Origin of the sequence: Segatella salivae F0493, from assembly GCF_000477535.1 — a bacterium.
Classification (GTDB): Bacteria; Bacteroidota; Bacteroidia; order Bacteroidales; family Bacteroidaceae; genus Prevotella; species Prevotella salivae.
Genome location: NZ_AWGW01000017.1, coordinates 66,549 through 84,999, shown reverse-complemented (window position 1 = coordinate 84,999; position 18,451 = coordinate 66,549). Strand labels below are relative to the sequence as shown.

Below are 18,451 nucleotides of genomic sequence, written 5' to 3'. Positions count from 1 at the left end.
TTAAATACACTTAACTACCTTTAGAATTAGCCATATTTGGTAGCAGAAGTGGAAAAATATTGCTATATTTGCACGCAATAAATTTTAAAAGTTACAATATGTCATCATTTGTTGCAGATAAAATTGTAATGGACGGTCTTACCTTTGATGACGTCCTTTTGATTCCTGCTTATTCCGAAGTACTTCCTAAAGAAGTAGAGTTGAAAACCAAGTTTACACGTAACATCACCCTGAATGTGCCCTTTGTGACAGCCGCAATGGATACAGTTACCGAGGCATCAATGGCCATTGCCATTGCACGCGAAGGTGGTATTGGCGTTATTCACAAGAACATGTCGATAGAAGAACAGGCACATCAGGTGGCAATTGTTAAACGTGCAGAGAACGGAATGATTTATGATCCCGTGACAATTCGACGCGGAAGTTCGGTTAAAGACGCTCTCGCCTTGATGCATGATTACCATATTGGTGGCATACCTGTAGTGGATGATGACAACAAACTCGTTGGAATCGTGACGAACAGAGACTTGCGTTTCGAGCGTCATATGGACAAAAAGATAGACGAAGTGATGACAAAAGACAATCTTGTTACTACTCATCAGCAAACAGACTTGGGTGCTGCTGCACAGATATTACAGGAGAACAAGATTGAGAAACTACCCGTTGTAGACAAAGATAACCATCTCGTGGGCTTGATTACCTATAAGGATATCACCAAAGCCAAAGACAAACCAATGGCTTGCAAAGATGAAAAAGGCCGCCTTCGCGTGGCTGCCGGCGTTGGTGTTACAGCCGATACGATGGAGCGTGCAAAGGCTTTGGTTGAGGCAGGTGTAGATGCTATCGTCATCGATACAGCCCATGGACACTCCAAAGGCGTAGTAGAAAAGCTCAAACAAGTAAAGGCTGCCTTCCCAAATGTAGACGTTATTGTTGGTAATGTGGCTACAGGTGCCGCAGCAAAATACCTTGTTGACAACGGAGCCGATGCCGTAAAGGTGGGCATTGGACCCGGTTCTATTTGCACAACTCGCGTTGTTGCTGGTGTGGGTGTGCCTCAATTGACCGCTGTTTACGATGTATATTCAGCACTTCAAGGTACGGGTGTGCCATTAATTGCAGATGGTGGACTTCGTTATTCAGGCGACATTGTTAAAGCATTGGCAGCTGGTGGCAGTTGTGTTATGATTGGTTCACTCGTTGCCGGCACAGAAGAAAGCCCAGGAGAAACTATTATCTTCAATGGACGTAAATTCAAAAGCTATCGCGGAATGGGTTCACTTGAGGCTATGGAACAAAAGAATGGCTCTCGTGATCGCTACTTCCAGAACGATGTTCGCGATGTAAAGAAGCTCGTACCAGAGGGTATTGCCGGTCGTGTTCCCTACAAAGGAACTGTTCAAGAGGTGATTTATCAGTTGACAGGTGGCTTGCGTTCGGGAATGGGTTATTGCGGAGCACCTTCTATTGAGAAGTTGCACGATGCGAAATTCACACGCATCACTAACGCTGGTGTAATGGAAAGTCATCCTCATGACATTGCCATCACGAGTGAAGCTCCTAACTATTCTCGTCCAGAATAAGTGAGGTTCATGCAGAAAAGAAAAAGATTTATGATATCATTGGCCATGCTTCTTTGTGGAAGCATGGCTTTTGGTCAGACAGACGACCCTGTCTTGATGACGATAAATGGCAAGCCCGTGAAGCGCTCGGCATTCGAATTTGCATATAAGAAATATCAAACAGCAAACGGATTCGAACGAAAGAGCGTGGCCGATTATGCCGAACAATACGCCAATGACAAGTTGAAAGTCGAAGAGGCCCTATCGGAACGACTCGACACTTTGCCTTCTTTTCTGCAATTGTTTGCTGCTTATCACAACCAACAAATCCCGCAAACATTAGACAACGACGCTGAAACGGAAGCAGAAGCACGCCGTCTTTATGCCTTCACTCAACAACGAGTTGACGCCTCAGGTGGCATGATTAAGGTGCGTGAAATACTGCTTCGATTAGGACAAAGGGCCTCAAAACGAACGGAAATTGAGGTTAAACAACGAATAGACTCTATTTACAATGCACTGCAACATGGTGCGGACTTTGGAGAAATGGCAAGGCGATATTCGGACAATAAGACTGCAACTAATCTTGGAGAGCACCAACCTTGGCTGCTACCGGGACAGACTTTACCCGAATTTGAGACTCAGGCTTATGCCTTAAAGAAAGGAGAAATGAGCGCGCCCTTCCTCACTCCAGCAGGTTATCACATTATATTAATAGAGGACAAAAGCGCTTACTTTCCATACGATTCAGTTCGAAACAACTTGCTACGCTTTGTTAGTCAGCGAGATCTTCGAAACAAACTGACAGCTGTCCGACTACAAGAAAGGTCATTTGCACAACGTAGTTCTGAAGACATGGCTTTGAAAAAACAAGCTGATGCCTTTGAAAAAGAAAATCCACAAATGGCAAATCTCATGCAAGAATATCGTGATGGATTGTTGATTTTTGAGGTTAGTAAGCGGATAATATGGGACAAAGCTGCTCATGACGAAGCAGGACTGACAAACTATTTTGACCACAATAAAAAGAAATATAAATGGTCGTCACCACGTTATAAAGGTATCATCATCCATGCAAAAGAGGCTGGAGAGGTGAAGAAAGTGAAAAAGTTACTGAAACATATTGACTTTAATCACTGGAAAGAGGCAATAGACCAACAGTTCAATGCAGGCGGAGAGGTTCGCATAACTGCCACGCAAGGGCTATTCAAATCAGGTGATAATTCGTGGATTGACTATGAGATATTCAAACAAGGAGAGGCACCTCAGCCTATAAAGGACTATCCTTTTAACGGAGTTTATGGGAAAAAGCTCAAAGCTCCCAAGGCATTAGCTGAGGTTAGACCACTTGTTCTTGCAGATTATCAAGAGGAGTTGGAACGCCAATGGGTAAAGACCTTGCGTGAGAAATATCCTGTTATAATCCATCAGGAAGCGCTTAAGACAATAAAAGAAAATAGATAATTGTAGAGAATTAAAACGAAACAATAACGAGATGAACAAAGGATATAAACTATTTGGTGGCTTTATTGGCGTACTACTTCTGGCAGGTATCAGCGCTAAAGCCAATAAAACTGTCGGTAATATGACGGATGAGAATGATACGGTGCAAGCAAAACCTGCCGCAACGCATATCCCAGAGCATAGTGTTATCGATGAAGTTGAATGGGTAGTAGGTGATGAACCTATCATGAAATCAGACATTGAGCAAATGCGTTTGCAAGGAGAAATGGAAGGAATGAAATGGGGTGGTAATCCCGACTGCCGCATTCCGGAACAGATTGCCGTTCAAAAACTCTTCTTACATCAGGCTATACTCGACTCCATTGAAGTTACAGAGTCAGATATTGCGCAAACCGTTGAGCAACAAATCAACTTGTGGATAAACTCCGTTGGTTCCAAAGAGAAACTCGAAGAGTATCAAGGAAAGAGCATAAGTCAAATCCGTTCCGATCTGCATGATGATGTAAAGAACAGCAAGATGATTCAACAGATGAAACGAAAGATCATGGGAAATGTCTCTGTTACGCCTGCCGATGTAAGACGATACTTTAAGAATCTGCCCGAAGATAGTATTCCTTTTATCCCTACAGAGGTTGAAGTTGAGATCTTAGTTCGCAAGCCTCGTATCCCACAAAGCGAGATAAACCGCATCAAAGACCAGTTGCGTAACTTCACGGATCGCGTCAATAAAGGAGAGACTTCCTTTAGTACCTTGGCACGACTCTATTCAGAAGACCCAGGAACTTCACGTCAAGGAGGAGAGATGGACTATACAGGTCGTGGCACACTTGACCCTGCTTTTGCCAGCGTTGCCTTTAATCTTACCGACCCAAAGAAGATTTCTAAGATTGTAGAATCAGAGTTTGGATACCACATTATCCAATTGATTGACAAGCGAGGAGACAAGATAAAGGTGCGTCATATATTGCTAACGCCGAAGGTTTCTAATGAAGATATGAACAAAGCCTTATCCAGATTAGACTCTATTGGCAATGATATTAAAGATGGGAAGTTTACATTTGAGGCTGCCTGCTCTTATCTTTCAGAAGATAAAGACACACGTAACAACCACGGCTTAATGGCCTATACAGACAATCAAACAGGTAAAATCACCTCACGCTTCCAAATGAAGGATCTCCCCACTGAAGTCGCTCGAGTTGTAGATACGATGAAAGTTGGAGAGATATCTGTACCATTCAAGATGATAGATCATCGTGGAAAGACAGTGGCAGCTATCGTTAAATTGGTCAATAGAATCGATGGACATAGAGCTAAAATCACTGAAGATTTCCAGACAATGCAAGAGGTAGTGATGCAGAAAGAGAGTGAAAAGAAACTGCATGATTGGGTGGTTAACAAAATAAAGAATACGTATGTGCGCATGAATGACCGCTATAAAGATTGTGATTTTGAATATCAAGGTTGGATAAAATAACGGATGAGACATCATCACATCATACGAATTAAATATAGACATAGGGCATTCCTTGGAATGGTCCTATGTTTGTTTGTGCTGTGCTTAATGCGGAGCTATGCTGCAGTTGGAAACAAAAAGTCTGACGATAAAGTATTTCTTATACATGCAGATGAACTTCGTTATGACCAGTATGGCCCTGTTCCTGATGCCCAAATTGTAAAAGGTCGCGTGCACTTTATGCACAAAGGATCAAACCTTTGGTGTGATAGTGCTTACTTTTATCAGCAGTCTAATTCTGTAAAAGCATTTGGCCATGTCCGCTATCAACAGGGAAAGACTCTTTCACTCAAAGCAGATCGTGCTGCCTATGATGGCTTCCGACAATTATTGGAAGCTCGAAAGGACGTGGTTTTACATCATGGTGACAAGACACTTTACACTGATAGTCTCGATTATGACCGCTTTAATGATTACGCATACTTCTTTGAAGGCGGGAGGTTAATAGACAAAAAGGATCGCTTAGTGTCTGACTGGGGCGACTATAACCTAAAGACTCGCGAGGCAACCTTTTGGTATAATGTGAAGATGCGCAGTGGTAATCGCACGGTCACTACAGACGAATTGCATTATGATACAAAGAAATCCTTGGCACATGTTGTGGGACCAAGTAAGATAATTCAGAACGGAAGTGTCATCCAAACGACAGATGGTTACTTCGATAGCAAGTCTGATCTTGCTGAGATGTATGGGCGTTCTACGGTTACAGACAAGGATAAAGAGATTACAGGCGATAGTCTTTTCTACAACAAACGAACAGGAATGGCTCGCGGTTTGGGTAAGGTGGTCTATGTAGACAAGCGTAACAAGAACCAGCTTTTAGGCGAAAGAATCTTCTATAACGAGAAAACGGGACGAGGTTTTGCTACAGGTCGTGCCTTAGTTAAAGACTATTCACAGAAAGATACCCTGTTTATGCACGCCGACTCTATGAAGATTTTCACGTTCAATATGAATACAGATTCTATGTATCGAAAGGTACATTGCTTCCATCATGTAAAGGTATTCCGCCAAGATGTGCAAGCTATCTGCGATTCATTAGTGTTAAACAGCAAAGACTCCTGCATGACCATGTATCGCGATCCGATTGCATGGAGTGGAGATCGACAAATACTTGGTGAGATAATCAAAGTTTATATGAATGATAGTACGGTGCGTGAGGCACACGTTATCAACCAAGCTTTGAGCATTGAACGCATCCCAGGACAGAAATATTTCAATCAACTTTCATCGAAAGAAATCTCAAGTTATTTCATCAAAGGTAAGATTCGGCGCGTCATTGCATCAGGAAATGCGAAAGCAATCTTCTATCCTGTGGACGACAAAGATTCCACTTTGCAAGGTCAAGTCTATATAGAGACAGACACAATAAAAATGTTTATCTCACCAGAAAGAAGACTTGACAAGATATGGACACCCAAAAATACGGGTGTTATGCTACCAATGACACAGATTCCTGCCGAAAAACTGAAGCTTCCGGAATTCGCTTGGTTTGAAGAATTGCGTCCAACAGACCCACAGGATGTTTTCCATTGGCGCGGGAAAGGCGAAGGTTCAGCACTTAAAGTGATACAACGTCGCCGGTCACCTCAGCAGAAAGTCAATACTGTTTCACGATGAATCTCTTTCAACAACCACGGCCCCGACGATTCAATCACAAATATATCTATGTGGATGAACGCAAAGAACGCTTGCAAAAAATAGAGCAACAGGCACGTGAAACGTTAGGGCTTACCCCTCATAAGCCCTTAGACCAAGAACAAATTCATCAGGCATTCCGTGCCGCAATGCCTCATCTCTCAAAGAAGAAGAGGTGCTACAATGGTGCAAACCAACTCATCCAAGTTGTTCTTCTACTATTTCTTTTGGCGTTATTTTATTTAATTTTGTTATTTATCTTTTAGCAATTTATGAGCGATATCATACAACTTCTTCCCGATTCTGTTGCCAACCAGATTGCCGCTGGCGAGGTTATACAACGCCCCGCATCTGTAATTAAAGAATTAGTTGAGAATAGTGTTGACGCAGGGGCAAAGAATATACAGATTCAAGTCATTGATGCCGGAAAGACAACGATATTAGTTACCGACGATGGTAAAGGCATGTCTGCAACAGATGCACGTCTATCTTTCGAACGACATGCTACATCTAAGATTAGGAAGGCTGATGATTTATTCGCTCTTCACACAATGGGTTTCCGCGGAGAAGCCTTAGCTTCTATCGCTGCTGTGGCTCAAATTGAATTGAAAACTCGGCAAGAAAGCGATGAGGTAGGCACTCTTTTATCCATCTCCGGAAGTCGTTTTGTTGGACAAGAGCCCTGTTCTTGTGCAGTAGGTAGCAGTTTTTCTGTCAATAACCTATTTTATAATGTACCCGCGCGAAGGAAGTTTCTGAAGTCCAATTCAACGGAACTAAATAACATTATCACCGCTTTTGAGCGCATAGCACTGGTCTATCCTGACATAGCCTTTACCTTACAAAGCAACGGAACAGAACTTTTCAATCTTAAAGCTGGCGTACTTCGTCAGCGAATCATAGACATTTTTGGGAAACGTCTCAATCAAGAACTGCTTTCTGTAAAGGTAGATACAACGATGTGTCGCATCAATGGATACGTCGGTAAACCTGAGTCTGCCCGTAAGAAAGGTGCACATCAATACTTCTTTGTAAATGGTCGTTACATGAAACACCCTTACTTCAACAAAGCAGTGATGGCTGCCTTTGAACGATTAGTGCCAACGGGTGAGCAAGTTCCTTATTTTTTATATTTCGAAGTGGCTCCCGAAGATATCGATGTCAACATCCATCCTACGAAGACTGAAATTAAATTTGAGAATGAAGTGCCTATTTGGCAAATCCTTTCTGCTGCTGTGAAAGAGGCTGTTAGCATGTTTAACGACATCCCTTCAATTGATTTTGACACAGAAGGCAGGCCTGAAATTCCTGTGTATAACCCCACAGAAAACGTTGAAGTGCCTAAAGTTAAATATAATCCAGATTATAATCCTTTCCGGAATTCATCAGAAGCACCTCGTTCTTCGAGTCCCTCTAACCGATGGGAAGAGCTTTATCAGAATCTACAAAAGCCTAGTCAGGAAACAGAATTATTCTCTTCAAAGATGACTTTGCCTGATATTCAAGAGGAGGAAGAACCAACCGAGAACGTCATTGAAGAGAAATCACCCTCTCACTACCAGTATAAGGGACGCTATATCATGACAGCCGTGAAGTCAGGACTAATGATTATCGACCAACATAGGGCACATGTGAGAATTCTTTTCGATCGATATCAAGAGCAATTGAAGCGCAGTGAGACTGCCGCTCAAAAGCTATTATTTCCCGAAAACCTTCATTGCACAGCATCAGAAGAAGTTACTTTGTCGAAGATTCTACCCGAGCTGCAAGATCTTGGCTTTGAAATCAGTCCATTAGGAGGTTCGACTTATGCAATATTAGCTGTTCCTTCAGGGCTTGAAGGACTTGACATGATTAATCTTTTGCATGACATGATTCTCTCAGCACAGGAGAAACCCACCAATCTTCGCGAAGAAATCAGCCGAGAATTGGCTTTAACCATGGCACGAAAAGCTGCAATCCCGCAAGGACAAGTATTGAACAATGCGGAGATGGAGAACATCTTTAATTCTCTTTTCTCTTCATCGAATCCCAATTATACACCAGATGGCAAAAACATTCTTTGCATATTAAAACAGAATGAAATAGAACATCTTTTAGATTAAAATATGTAAAATTATACCATCTGAATGAAAATATCATTAACTTTGTAATCAAATGCAAAAACAAAGCATATATTCAGATAGCAAATAACTTATATTAATTATTATTATTTATGAAGAAATTCGTGATCGGTGCAGCTTTATTGGGCATGTCTATGACTGCTTTTGCACAACAAGCTGACCCAACACTGAAGTACAGTGTAGCCACAAATTCGTTTTGGAGCAACTGGTTTATTCAGGTAGGTGGTGATTACAACATTTGGTATTCAAACCAAGAGCATGGCCGTGGCCTTGATAATGGTGGCAATTATAACTTCCTTAGCAAGCAACGTCGTAGCTTTGGAGGGTCTGTTGCCATAGGAAAGTGGTTCACACCAGGCATTGGTCTCCGTACAAAGTTACAGGGATTCAACTCTAAAAAGATTGGTGCTGTTGGCGTAACTTCACAGCATTTCTGGAGTTTGAACGAGCATATCATGTTCAATTTAAGCAATCTTTTCATGGGTTATAACCCTGAACGAGTTTGGAATATCAGCCCATTCATTGGTGGAGGTATGGCTCGTAATATGTCTGTTAATCGTTATGTTATGCAGTTAAGTGCCGGTATCAACTCTTCATGGAGACTCTGTCGGAACCTTGATCTCTATGCAGAAGCAGGATGGAATCGCATGGAAGATAACTTCGATGGCAATGAGATGGCACAGCTTTCTAATGCACATTATGGACGTGGTTGGGAAGATAAGGACAACCATTTATACGCAGAAATAGGTCTTACTTTCAAACTCGGCAAGGCCACATGGAATAAGACTCCTGACGTAGATGCAATCAAAGCATTGTCTCAATCACAAATAGATGCACTCAATTCTCAGCTTAATGACCTCAACACAGAGAACGAAAAACTCCGCAAAGAGCTTGCCGAGAAGCCAAAGACTACTGTCTTGACAAAGAGTCTTAAGGAATTTGTTGCAACACCAATCTCTGTATTCTTCAACATCGGTAAGATTGATGTAGCTCTCTTGAAGGACTTAGTTAACGTTCGTGCACTTGCAAAATACGCAATAGAGAACAACTCTCATATCCTTGTTACAGGTTATGCTGACTCATCAACTGGTACACCTGCTATCAACCAGAGACTCTCTGAGCAACGTGCTAACACTATCGTTGAGGAACTTGTTAAGATGGGTGTTAACCGTTCTAACATCAGAACAGCAGCTGGTGGCGGTGTAAAGATGCTCGAATATCCTGACTATGATCGTCGCGCTACAGTTCAAATTGTAGACTAATCGAAGTCAATGAGCCTGTCTTTTAAGGCAGTTCATATAGAAAAAGCAACATCCTCAGTCAATCTTTTGACTGAGGATGTTTTTTATTAGATTTATTTGCACGGGTGAAATAAATTTCTTAATTTTGCAATCGCTTTACAAAAGTAAGGGCGTTTAGCTCAGCTGGTTTAGAGCATCTGCCTTACAAGCAGAGGGTCGGCGGTTCGAATCCGTCAACGCCCACAAGGGGTGTATCCCTGTAGTCCTTTGGGATTGCAGGGATTTTCTTTTATATCATAACCCCGTTGGGCTGCAAGCGAATCTTTTGTTCATGCTAATCATTTTGCTTTACACACCACTCCACGCCATGATTTAATAGCACACAATTCGCAGGCAAACAACACTTGCGATGCAGCGTCTAACAATTCACAAAATAATCCATATCAAAACACACGATAATCTCTATCACTTTACATCGTAATTAGCGTCATTTCACCCAGTAAAACAAGTCTAATTACATGGTCATTTGCCTCAAAGCATTTTGCCTATCATTATCCTTGAAATCATAAAGTGTTTTGGGATGAAATACGTTTTCTATAAAATAAACTTTGGTTTAATGGCTTCCTATCTCGCAATTCAAAACTATTCATCTCGTGATAAGAAACAAACAAAAAAGAGATTTGATTAAAATCAAACCTCTTTCTCTTGTGGGCGTTGACGGATTCGAACCGCCGACCCTCTGCTTGTAAGGCAGATGCTCTAAACCAGCTGAGCTAAACGCCCTTACTTTTGTAAAGCGTTTGCAAAATTAAGCATATTCTTTGATTTAACCAAATAAAAGAGATTTCATTTTTGTTTTTTTAAGAAAACAATATGAATTAGCACAGATTTGCACTCAGAATAGTTCAATATAAGCTATCATTATACCCAAAAGGCTACCTTATCAATACTACAAACCAACCAAACCTAAGGCACTTTACACCCCATAATAATGCAAACAAAAAGGCAAAAGCCTTTTACACTTTTGCCTCTTTGCCACTATGCATGGTTTGAAATAGCCACAATTTTTCGTTATTTACAAACCAATGCTATCACATTTTCCTAATTTCCGTCCTGCTTACATCATCAAACCAAAGGATAAAGTTCTAAACTTTGGTCCATAACTTCCACGCAAAAGGTTGCAAGGACTATACTTAAAGTAAATATCTGGCACGCCTTTCACCCTCACAGTTCCCATGAAATCAATCGTAACGGGATTCACACGAACATTCGTATCGACATCTTTCACCTTCTGTCCATTAAGCTTATAGCGCGTCTTCAGACTGCCATAGGTGTTCAAATTGACTACAGGTCCGAGACTAAAACTTACCCATTGGCCCTCATAATGATAGCGAATAGGCATGTTTAAGCTAAAAACCTTGATACGAGAAAAGATAGGTGTGCTGCCCGTTGGATAGGTATCAATGGCCACAGCGCGGTTGTTCATCACAAAACGCAAGTCATCTGTCATACGGAAATTACGCCAATCAAGGCCAAATCCCACAGAGAAGGCATTGGCATTACGCCATGGTCGCACAACCCAATCGCCCAACAGCCACCATATTTCCCATGATTTGAACGGCTGAATATCAGCTCTTTCGGGCATACCTACTGCATTACTAAAACCTACACCGAGTCGCATTTCACACTCACGCATTGGCTTTCTGCTCTTATGTGCTTTGGAAAGACCGATAAAAGAGAAGTTCCATGTGTTGTCATTCAACGCAGAAGTACTCACATAATTGCTATCAACGACTTGAATATTACTTTCATAATGATAGCTCGGATTCGTTGAACTACCCCACACTTCTACCCGTTGCAACGAGTCACTACTAATGATTCTCACTCTACGTGGCTTCTCAACAACGACTGTATCATTGTCATTTGAATGGGCTGTTGCCGTCAAACAACATGCCAAAGCCACACAAATAAGGATTTTTTTCATAAGGATTTATTTAATGTATTAGTTTTCTTAATTCTGCAATACTGGCCACATTGCCTTCCATATAGACAAGGGTGACAAGCGTATCTCGGCCCTTTCGCTGTGTGAGATAACACAGATAGCGATATAATCCGCCCTGTTGTGGCAGACTCATGATGAGCGTTGACACATTGTTTCGACTGGTTTGTTCCGTTCCCACAGCCATTTTGCGGTCGCGTTCAACACATTTGTCAACCTCATTACATTGCTTTTCATTGGCCTTGAAACGTATACTGTGATAGAAATTCAGGTTATACTTACTAAGGGCACGCCCTTTTACACGAACTTCTACCATCTGTTCGCGTGGCACAAGCTTTCCAATGAAGAGTTCGTTGACATTCAATCCTTGCTGTGCATGAAGCAAACAAGCAAACCCACTCAGTAGAATTGTTAAGAAAATACGGTGTTTCATAGCCCTATAATCAATGATATTTTGTTTTCATTCAACTGTTTCCTAAAATCGAACGCAACTGATTGTCTACGTCTGCATCGCCATTTTGGTGGATGTCTTGCATGGTTTCATCCACTACTTTCATGACTTCTTTAGCGTTGGTCACATGCTTATTGTAGACAAAAGCCTCACAATAATTTTGTGATCTGTCCACCAAGAGCGTACTGCCAAGGGCTAAGAATAACGCGATGGAAGCCGCTGCAGCTATAAATTTGGGGCGAGTGACAAGATGAAGAAGCTTGAATCTCGGTGGTTGTGCTATTGCTTCATCCTGTGAAAGGCTGGCAAATGAACAGAAATATTCACGTAGTGGCATCAGTTCTTCCACCACGTTGCCTGCCGAAAAATAACGATACAACGCACGTTCTTCGTCAAGTGAGGTCTCTCCCGCCATGAAACGGTCGACCAATTGCTTTATCTTTTCGTCTTTATTCATCGTGTTGAAGTGTTATAAATTGATGCCTTATGGCTTGTCGTGCACGGCTTAAAGCCTTACGAACTGCTACATCTGAGCTTCCTAATAGCGCTGCAATGTCATGCATTTCCATCCCTTCGATGTGCCGCAAGCGTAGAATTGTCTGCTGAAATGTTGGTAACCGATCAGCTATCTGCATCACTTTTGCATAGCGTTCGTCGTTTGTTGGTTCATAGTCTATGAGATTTTCTGGGATAGACGTTGTTGTTCTACGTCGCCGAATGATGTCAACACAACGATTTTTCACAAGCACTGAGGCCATGGGAGCCATCGGAAGATGCAGAGATTCGAGCATTTGCCAAAGCCTGAGCAGTACATCTTGCACCGCATCTTCAGCCTCTTCATCGTCTTTTAAGTAGCTACGAGCAAGGCGAAGCATTTGTGGTCGGACTTGCTCCACCTCGTCTTTATATTCTTCAATAGTCATCGTTGTGTTATCAAATCTCTATAATGATTACGCAAAGTTAAGGATTTTGTGACATCTATAAAACCTTTTTTTCTGCTTTTTACTACTGAAACATTATATTTCCTCCCTACTATTGCAACACAAAAAGGCATAGAAGAGCATATATTTTGGCCTATTGAAAAGCATGAAAACATTTAACTTAATGTATGTTTTCCTTCACTCTAAACTATAAAAAGATGTTATTCATTACATCAAAAGCTTCAATCCGCCTCATGAATGTATAATCATAAAATATGTATATTCCCCATTTTAAAAAGTGTAAAAGAAGACTTCGTAATGAAAAAAAAGACTATTTTTGCAGCGACCAACATTAAAGAGGGTTATTATATCATTAATATTTAGGTGACAACAATAAAAAATTATTAATTCAAATGACGAAAAGAATGATGGCAGCCATAGCCTTTTTAGGCGTATCTATGGCTTCTTTTGCCCAGGAAACAGTACCCGTGCAGAAGTATAGTGTAGCGACTAATTCTTTTTGGAGTAACTGGTTTATTCAAATAGGAGGTGACTATAACGCATGGTATTCTAATCAAGAGCACGGACTTGGATTGGATAATGGCAAGCACTACAGCCTCTTTGCAAAACAACGCCGCACATTCGGTGGTTCGATTGCAGTTGGAAAGTGGTTTTCTCCAGGCCTCGGTATGCGTACAAAGCTACAGATTGGTAATGCAAAGAAAATGGGAATTGCCGATGTTTCCTCACTAAAGTTCTGGACAATTAACGAGCAACTCCTTTTCAACATGAGCAATTTGCTCTGCGGTTACAATCCAAATCGCGTATGGAACCTAACGACTTTCGTCGGCGGTGGTGTCAATCGAAACGAATCTATCAGCCTTTATGCAATGTTGTTAAGTGCTGGTATCAACTCATCTTGGAAGCTTTCACGTCACGTTGACCTTTATACTGAACTTGGTTGGAACCGAATGGAAGAAGACTTTGATGGTTATGACGGATACAACAACCGCGCAAAGCATCATGGTTACGGCTGGGAAGATAAGGATAATCACCTTTATGCAGAGCTTGGTTTAACCTTTAAACTCGGTAAATCAGGCTGGAACAAGACTCCAGATACTGATGCTTTGAAGGCAATGACACAGTCACAGATTGATGATTTGAATAATAAGATTAAGAATGCAAGCGATGAAGGCGACAGACTTCGTCAGGAATTGGCAGAAGCTCCGAAAGGAAATGTTCAGTCAAAGAGCATTAAAGAGTTTGTTGCTACACCTATTTCAGTATTCTTTAATATCAATAAAACTGAGTTAGCTCGACTCAAAGACTTAGCCAATGTGCGTGTACTTGCGAAGTATGCTGTTGAGAATAACAACCGCGTTCTCGTCACAGGATACGCTGACTCGGCTACAGGTACACCCTCAATCAACCAAAAACTATCTGAAGGACGTGCTAATACGCTTGTTAATGAGCTTGTTAAGATGGGCATAAAGCGTTCTAATATTAGCGTCGCTGCAGACGGAGGAGTGAAGATTTTGGAGTATCCGAGCTACGATCGACGTGCTACTGTTCAGATTATTGAATAGTCATCGCATGTCAATGGCTTAGAAAACTCATTCTAATGTCTCTATAGAAATGCAACAGCCTCGGCCGAATCTTTGGGTCGAGGCTGCTTTCTTTTATCACGTTCAACAAGTCTTCATGAGCAAAGACTTATTGAACGGCTTTTTGTTTTTAATGCTTTGACAATGCAATTACTTTTTCCACACGTGGTTAGCATAATGGAGATTGTAAACATCATAAAGCGATTTGAGACGTGTTAAGCGTGGAAGGAAGGCTGAATATGGGCCTCTGTCCTTCACCCATGCATTCTCTGCAAGCGCTGCCATGCGTGGAAGCAACATGTATTCTGCATGATTTGGAACTGCAACATACTCTGTCCAAAGGTTTGCTTGAATACCAATGATGTGCTTACGATTCTCTGGTGAGATGTCTTTTGGCATCGTATCCATGTTATAAACGCTATCAACGGGGAGATAACCACCTATTGCCAATGGCTCATGTACAGCCCTTGGATTAGCCTGATAGAAGTCAAAATAACAATATTTTGTAGGAGAAAGCACTACATCATGACCTTTTTGAGCGGCCTTTATGCCAAAAGATGGATTGCGCCAGCAATGTACCATTGCACTCGTATTAATGTCGCCATCCATAATTTCGTCCCAACCCATGATGCGACGGCCTTTAGAATTAACGAACTTCTCTATGCGATTAGTGAAATATCCCTGTATATTCTTCGGCGTTAAATGCTCTCTTTGCATGAGCGCTTGACACTTAGGACAATGCTCTACGCGTACAGTTGGAGCCTCATCTCCACCAATATGGATAACCTCTGAAGGGAAAATGTCTATCAATTCGCTAAGAACGTCTTCGCAAAACTTATAGGTATCTTCGTTACCAAGGCAGAGAATATCGTCATAAACGCCCCAAACGGTTCCTACTTTGTATGGACCGCCCGTACAACCCAAGTTAGGCATTGCAGCCAAAGCAGCCAACTGATGACCTGGCATGTCTATTTCGGGAACGACAACGATATGGCGTTGGCGTGCATACTCTACGATATCGCGAGCTTCATCCTGTGTATAATAGCCCTCATATGGCGTGCCATCACCAATCTGAGTGTTATGACCTATGACGGTTTCTGCACGCTTACTGCCGATGGCGGTAAGCAAAGGATACTTCTTTATCTCTAATCTCCAACCCTGATCTTCTGTTAAATGCCAGTGGAAACGATTCATATTGTGCATTGCCAACAGGTCAATGAACTCCTTGATGAACTTTACTGGGAAGTAATGTCGACCGCAATCAAGCATCACTCCGCGGTAACTGAAGCGAGGAGCATCGGCAATTTCAACCGCAGGTAGCGTCACCTCAGCTGTCTTTACAACAGGAAGCGACTTGCGAAGTGTCTGAATACCATAGAAAACACCAGCCGGAGTGCGACCCTTAATAGTTACACCTTTCTGATTACAAGACAGGGTATAGCCCTCATCGCCACTCATTTTTCCATCAAGAACAAGGCGAATGACATTGCTGCCTGACTGAGAAAGATTTGTAGAGAGCACGGGGCGGATGCCTGTAATCTCTTGAACATAGTCCTGAAGGAAATGGGCATTGCGCTCCATCTCTTCGCTTCCTTCGGGATAAGCAATGCGAGTTGCATTACTAAGTTTGAAAGACGGCTTTGCCGTTAGTTTGACTTGTTGTGGTAAAGGCACCACATTGAAGTCGGCTTGTTGCGCATGTATGGCCATAGTCGACATGAAAAGAAACAATGAAATAAATACTTTTTTCATTCCTTGGTTTTGATTTTTCGGTTTAACAAATTGTTATTTACTGAGCATAATAAATCAAAAGACTCGCTACACCCTATTATCTATACGTACAAATTTACTCACTTTACGATAAAGAACAAGTTGTTTTTGAAATTTTTAACCAAAAGAAAGACCATACTCCCCCATTTCTTCATCCCTTCATCTCTATTATATCTCATGCCACAATGCTTCCGGTTGAGAAATAAACAGCATGAGAATATCATCGAACGACAAGGCGAATACGCCGTAGGTATTGTGGTTTTCCGGCGTAATTAAACATTAAATCAGATAAGAATTGGCGGGTGTTGTATTATAAAATGAATATTTCAACGCCGTAGGTGTTACGCTTTTAATAGCCTAAGGTTGCCAAACGATAGTGCAGGCTACCCTGGGTTAACGTATGGTTTGCGTGGACCAACGCCGTAGGTGTTACGCTTTCTAAGCGTAATCCACCATAAATTCAGACACAAGAAAACGTAGTTCATGTTGCGGTTTGAATGTTTCAACGCCGTAGGTGTTGCGCTTTTGGTAGCCCAGGGTTGCCAAACGATAGTGCAGGCTACCCTGGGTTAATGTATGGTTTGCGTGGAACAACGCCGTGGGTGTTGCGCTTTTTCGGCGTTATCCGCCATAAAAGGTTTCATAGTAAGCGTGCCTTCACAGAAAAAGCTCAACACCGATGGCGTTGAATCTCCTTGCGAACGTTGACCCAGGGTAGGCTCGTTCCTCGCCAACCCCGGGCTATCAAAAGAACAACTCGTACCGAGTTGCGATATGAAATAATTGTAGTGACGATGATATTGATAATAAAGCATAAAATGATTTGCGTCATTTCATCGTGTAAAATACGGCAAAACACCGCGTAAAATGACGCAAAACTCAACACCATTTGATGCTAATCATGACACAGGCGGATGCTAATCGTGAGAAGAGGGAGCACAAACGGGAGTGAGAACTGCAGATTTTAACAATATCCAGACAAGGAAATCGCAGCATGACAACTAAATAACGAGAATACAAAAACATGAAAAACAAGGAATAAAACCAACAAAAACGGAGTCTTATTCCTTGTTTTCTAAGAGATATTGCGCCAATAACAGGCACATTATTTACTGCCATTCATCCAAAACAAATATAGATTTTATAAGATGCTTGCATCGGTTTTATTGTGAACTTTTTGCCTTTGTGTGCAATCACATCCATGAATAAAAATCATTGTTTCAGATGAATAGCGGTGAGATTCAAGACTTATTTGACCTTGTTAGCGTAGCCTCTGTTCGGTAGGTACGCCCATTTTCTTCAATTGTATACCACAACTTAAACGACTTTTTCACAGGGTCATACGTACCACCACCTGCAGTTATGCCAAGCTGATCATAGGGAGTGATTGTCAAAGTGTTATCGCTGTTCACACGAATATTATATGTTGAGCTTGCCACATTACCGATTTTTTCAGCTACCACCTTATTAAATAGTCGGATAGTAGAGGCATCTAATGCCGTGGCATTACGCAAAGTGGTGATGACCGAAGCCGAATTAGTATCTTTCTGCCCATTAATCATCTGCCAAGTTGCCCCTTCAAACGTGTAACTTCCAGAGTAATCGTTAACCATTTTGGGGTGAACCAGCAACACAGTATCTTTATTCACGGCAGAATAAGCATTGGTTGAGACCACCTTTAGTGGGATAACATAAAGCGAATCAGGGTGAAGCATGTTTGTTTTAAGCTTCAATGGTATGCGACAATAGGCTTCTCCGGCCTTGATTGTGCCTGTTAATGACGGAAACTCATACCAATCGGCGGGCAAAGTCTGATATTTCACATCGTCAGCCGAGAAGTTTTTATAGTTATAAAGCTTCATCTTGTCGTCACTCGCGCGTCCAATCGTCACCTGAACATCCTCACTTGGGAACTGCGTTCCACCGATAGCAACCGACACATAGAGGCTTCCATCGCCATTATATGCCACTTCTTTGTCTTGAATGTCTTGTGCCGCACCGACAAGATAGACTTCTTTCTTATACTGTTCATGCGTTAGTGGGTCGCTTTGAGGTTCGCAAGAACTGATAAAAGCGGTAGCCGTTGAGAGCATAAGGAATATGAAAAGATTATTCTTTTTCATTGTCATTACATTTAAATTCTTTGTTATTATTAGATGTTTTCCC

Annotated in this window: 15 protein-coding genes and 2 tRNA genes; 9 read left to right on the top strand and 8 right to left on the bottom strand. The window is 41.8% G+C overall.

Annotated features, from left to right (window positions below):
• Positions 1 to 98 precede the first annotated feature (98 nt).
• The 8 genes from guaB (at position 99) to HMPREF9145_RS05710 (ending at position 9,784) form a co-directional block, all read left to right on the top strand.
• Entirely contained in the window at positions 99 to 1,583 is a 1,485-nt protein-coding gene (gene guaB / locus HMPREF9145_RS05745; RefSeq protein WP_036906778.1) for an IMP dehydrogenase, read from the top strand.
• A 9-nt stretch (positions 1,584 to 1,592) separates the two neighbouring features.
• A complete protein-coding gene (locus HMPREF9145_RS05740) occupies positions 1,593 to 3,026 on the top strand; it encodes a peptidylprolyl isomerase (RefSeq protein ID WP_036906776.1) in 1,434 nt (477 codons plus the stop codon).
• A gap of 31 nt (positions 3,027 to 3,057) precedes the next feature.
• The gene (locus HMPREF9145_RS05735; protein WP_021825423.1) at positions 3,058 to 4,500 is read left to right on the top strand and encodes a peptidylprolyl isomerase; all 1,443 of its coding nucleotides are present in this window, start codon (positions 3,058 to 3,060) and stop codon (positions 4,498 to 4,500) included.
• 3 nt (positions 4,501 to 4,503) lie between these two features.
• On the top strand, positions 4,504 to 6,159 hold the full coding sequence (locus HMPREF9145_RS05730) for an OstA-like protein (protein WP_036906773.1): 1,656 nt from the start codon (positions 4,504 to 4,506) through the stop codon (positions 6,157 to 6,159).
• Positions 6,160 to 6,209: 50 nt separating this feature from the next.
• Positions 6,210 to 6,443, top strand: a complete 234-nt coding sequence (locus HMPREF9145_RS05725; protein WP_231369761.1) for a hypothetical protein — start codon at positions 6,210 to 6,212, stop codon at positions 6,441 to 6,443.
• Positions 6,444 to 6,449: 6 nt separating this feature from the next.
• Entirely contained in the window at positions 6,450 to 8,282 is a 1,833-nt protein-coding gene (gene mutL / locus HMPREF9145_RS05720; protein WP_021825413.1) for a DNA mismatch repair endonuclease MutL, read from the top strand.
• A 110-nt stretch (positions 8,283 to 8,392) separates the two neighbouring features.
• A complete protein-coding gene (locus HMPREF9145_RS05715) occupies positions 8,393 to 9,562 on the top strand; it encodes an OmpA family protein (protein ID WP_021825384.1) in 1,170 nt (389 codons plus the stop codon).
• Positions 9,563 to 9,709: 147 nt separating this feature from the next.
• Positions 9,710 to 9,784 (top strand) — tRNA-Val (locus HMPREF9145_RS05710).
• A gap of 465 nt (positions 9,785 to 10,249) precedes the next feature.
• Here HMPREF9145_RS05710 and HMPREF9145_RS05705 read toward each other — a convergent pair.
• The 5 genes from HMPREF9145_RS05705 to HMPREF9145_RS05685 form a co-directional block, all read right to left on the bottom strand.
• Positions 10,250 to 10,324 (bottom strand) — tRNA-Val (locus tag HMPREF9145_RS05705).
• 334 nt (positions 10,325 to 10,658) lie between these two features.
• Entirely contained in the window at positions 10,659 to 11,525 is an 867-nt protein-coding gene (locus tag HMPREF9145_RS05700; RefSeq protein WP_021825387.1) for a hypothetical protein, read from the bottom strand.
• A gap of 10 nt (positions 11,526 to 11,535) precedes the next feature.
• Positions 11,536 to 11,973: a DUF6108 family protein gene (locus HMPREF9145_RS05695; protein WP_007135277.1), complete on the bottom strand. Its 438-nt coding sequence runs from the start codon at positions 11,971 to 11,973 to the stop codon at positions 11,536 to 11,538.
• A gap of 31 nt (positions 11,974 to 12,004) precedes the next feature.
• Positions 12,005 to 12,448: a hypothetical protein gene (locus HMPREF9145_RS05690; protein WP_021825394.1), complete on the bottom strand. Its 444-nt coding sequence runs from the start codon at positions 12,446 to 12,448 to the stop codon at positions 12,005 to 12,007.
• Complete coding sequence (locus HMPREF9145_RS05685; protein WP_021825437.1) at positions 12,441 to 12,914, bottom strand: RNA polymerase sigma factor; 474 nt, start codon at positions 12,912 to 12,914, stop codon at positions 12,441 to 12,443. Before HMPREF9145_RS05685 ends, HMPREF9145_RS05690 begins: the two co-directional genes overlap by 8 nt.
• Positions 12,915 to 13,324: 410 nt before the next feature.
• Between HMPREF9145_RS05685 and HMPREF9145_RS05680 the strand changes: the two genes are divergently transcribed.
• Positions 13,325 to 14,497, top strand: coding sequence for an OmpA family protein (locus tag HMPREF9145_RS05680; protein WP_021825366.1), 1,173 nt, complete (start codon positions 13,325 to 13,327; stop codon positions 14,495 to 14,497).
• Positions 14,498 to 14,665: 168 nt separating this feature from the next.
• On the opposite strand, the gene HMPREF9145_RS05675 is transcribed toward HMPREF9145_RS05680, so the two are convergent.
• The 3 genes from HMPREF9145_RS05675 to HMPREF9145_RS05670 all read right to left on the bottom strand — a co-directional run bounded on the left by HMPREF9145_RS05675 (position 14,666) and on the right by HMPREF9145_RS05670 (position 18,408).
• Entirely contained in the window at positions 14,666 to 16,267 is a 1,602-nt protein-coding gene (locus HMPREF9145_RS05675; RefSeq protein WP_021825431.1) for a beta-N-acetylhexosaminidase, read from the bottom strand.
• Between the two features lie 587 nt (positions 16,268 to 16,854).
• Positions 16,855 to 17,100 carry a hypothetical protein gene (locus tag HMPREF9145_RS13930; RefSeq protein ID WP_081697699.1) on the bottom strand — a complete coding sequence of 82 codons (246 nt, stop codon included), beginning with the start codon at positions 17,098 to 17,100 and terminating at the stop codon, positions 16,855 to 16,857.
• Positions 17,101 to 17,526: 426 nt separating this feature from the next.
• The gene (locus HMPREF9145_RS05670; protein ID WP_036906808.1) at positions 17,527 to 18,408 is read right to left on the bottom strand and encodes a BT_3044 domain-containing protein; all 882 of its coding nucleotides are present in this window, start codon (positions 18,406 to 18,408) and stop codon (positions 17,527 to 17,529) included.
• Positions 18,409 to 18,451 lie beyond the last annotated feature (43 nt).

Coding starts and splice junctions, on each gene's coding strand:
- HMPREF9145_RS05715 (WP_021825384.1), top strand. CDS start 8,393: ATGAAGAAATTCGTGATCGGTGCAGCTTTATTGGGCATGTCTATGACT.
- HMPREF9145_RS05700 (WP_021825387.1), bottom strand. CDS start 11,525: ATGAAAAAAATCCTTATTTGTGTGGCTTTGGCATGTTGTTTGACGGCA.
- HMPREF9145_RS05680 (WP_021825366.1), top strand. CDS start 13,325: ATGACGAAAAGAATGATGGCAGCCATAGCCTTTTTAGGCGTATCTATG.
- HMPREF9145_RS05740 (WP_036906776.1), top strand. CDS start 1,593: ATGCAGAAAAGAAAAAGATTTATGATATCATTGGCCATGCTTCTTTGT.
- HMPREF9145_RS13930 (WP_081697699.1), bottom strand. CDS start 17,100: ATGCTTTATTATCAATATCATCGTCACTACAATTATTTCATATCGCAA.
- guaB (WP_036906778.1), top strand. CDS start 99: ATGTCATCATTTGTTGCAGATAAAATTGTAATGGACGGTCTTACCTTT.
- HMPREF9145_RS05685 (WP_021825437.1), bottom strand. CDS start 12,914: ATGACTATTGAAGAATATAAAGACGAGGTGGAGCAAGTCCGACCACAA.
- HMPREF9145_RS05670 (WP_036906808.1), bottom strand. CDS start 18,408: ATGAAAAAGAATAATCTTTTCATATTCCTTATGCTCTCAACGGCTACC.
- HMPREF9145_RS05730 (WP_036906773.1), top strand. CDS start 4,504: ATGAGACATCATCACATCATACGAATTAAATATAGACATAGGGCATTC.
- mutL (WP_021825413.1), top strand. CDS start 6,450: ATGAGCGATATCATACAACTTCTTCCCGATTCTGTTGCCAACCAGATT.
- HMPREF9145_RS05675 (WP_021825431.1), bottom strand. CDS start 16,267: ATGAAAAAAGTATTTATTTCATTGTTTCTTTTCATGTCGACTATGGCC.
- HMPREF9145_RS05735 (WP_021825423.1), top strand. CDS start 3,058: ATGAACAAAGGATATAAACTATTTGGTGGCTTTATTGGCGTACTACTT.
- HMPREF9145_RS05695 (WP_007135277.1), bottom strand. CDS start 11,973: ATGAAACACCGTATTTTCTTAACAATTCTACTGAGTGGGTTTGCTTGT.
- HMPREF9145_RS05690 (WP_021825394.1), bottom strand. CDS start 12,448: ATGAATAAAGACGAAAAGATAAAGCAATTGGTCGACCGTTTCATGGCG.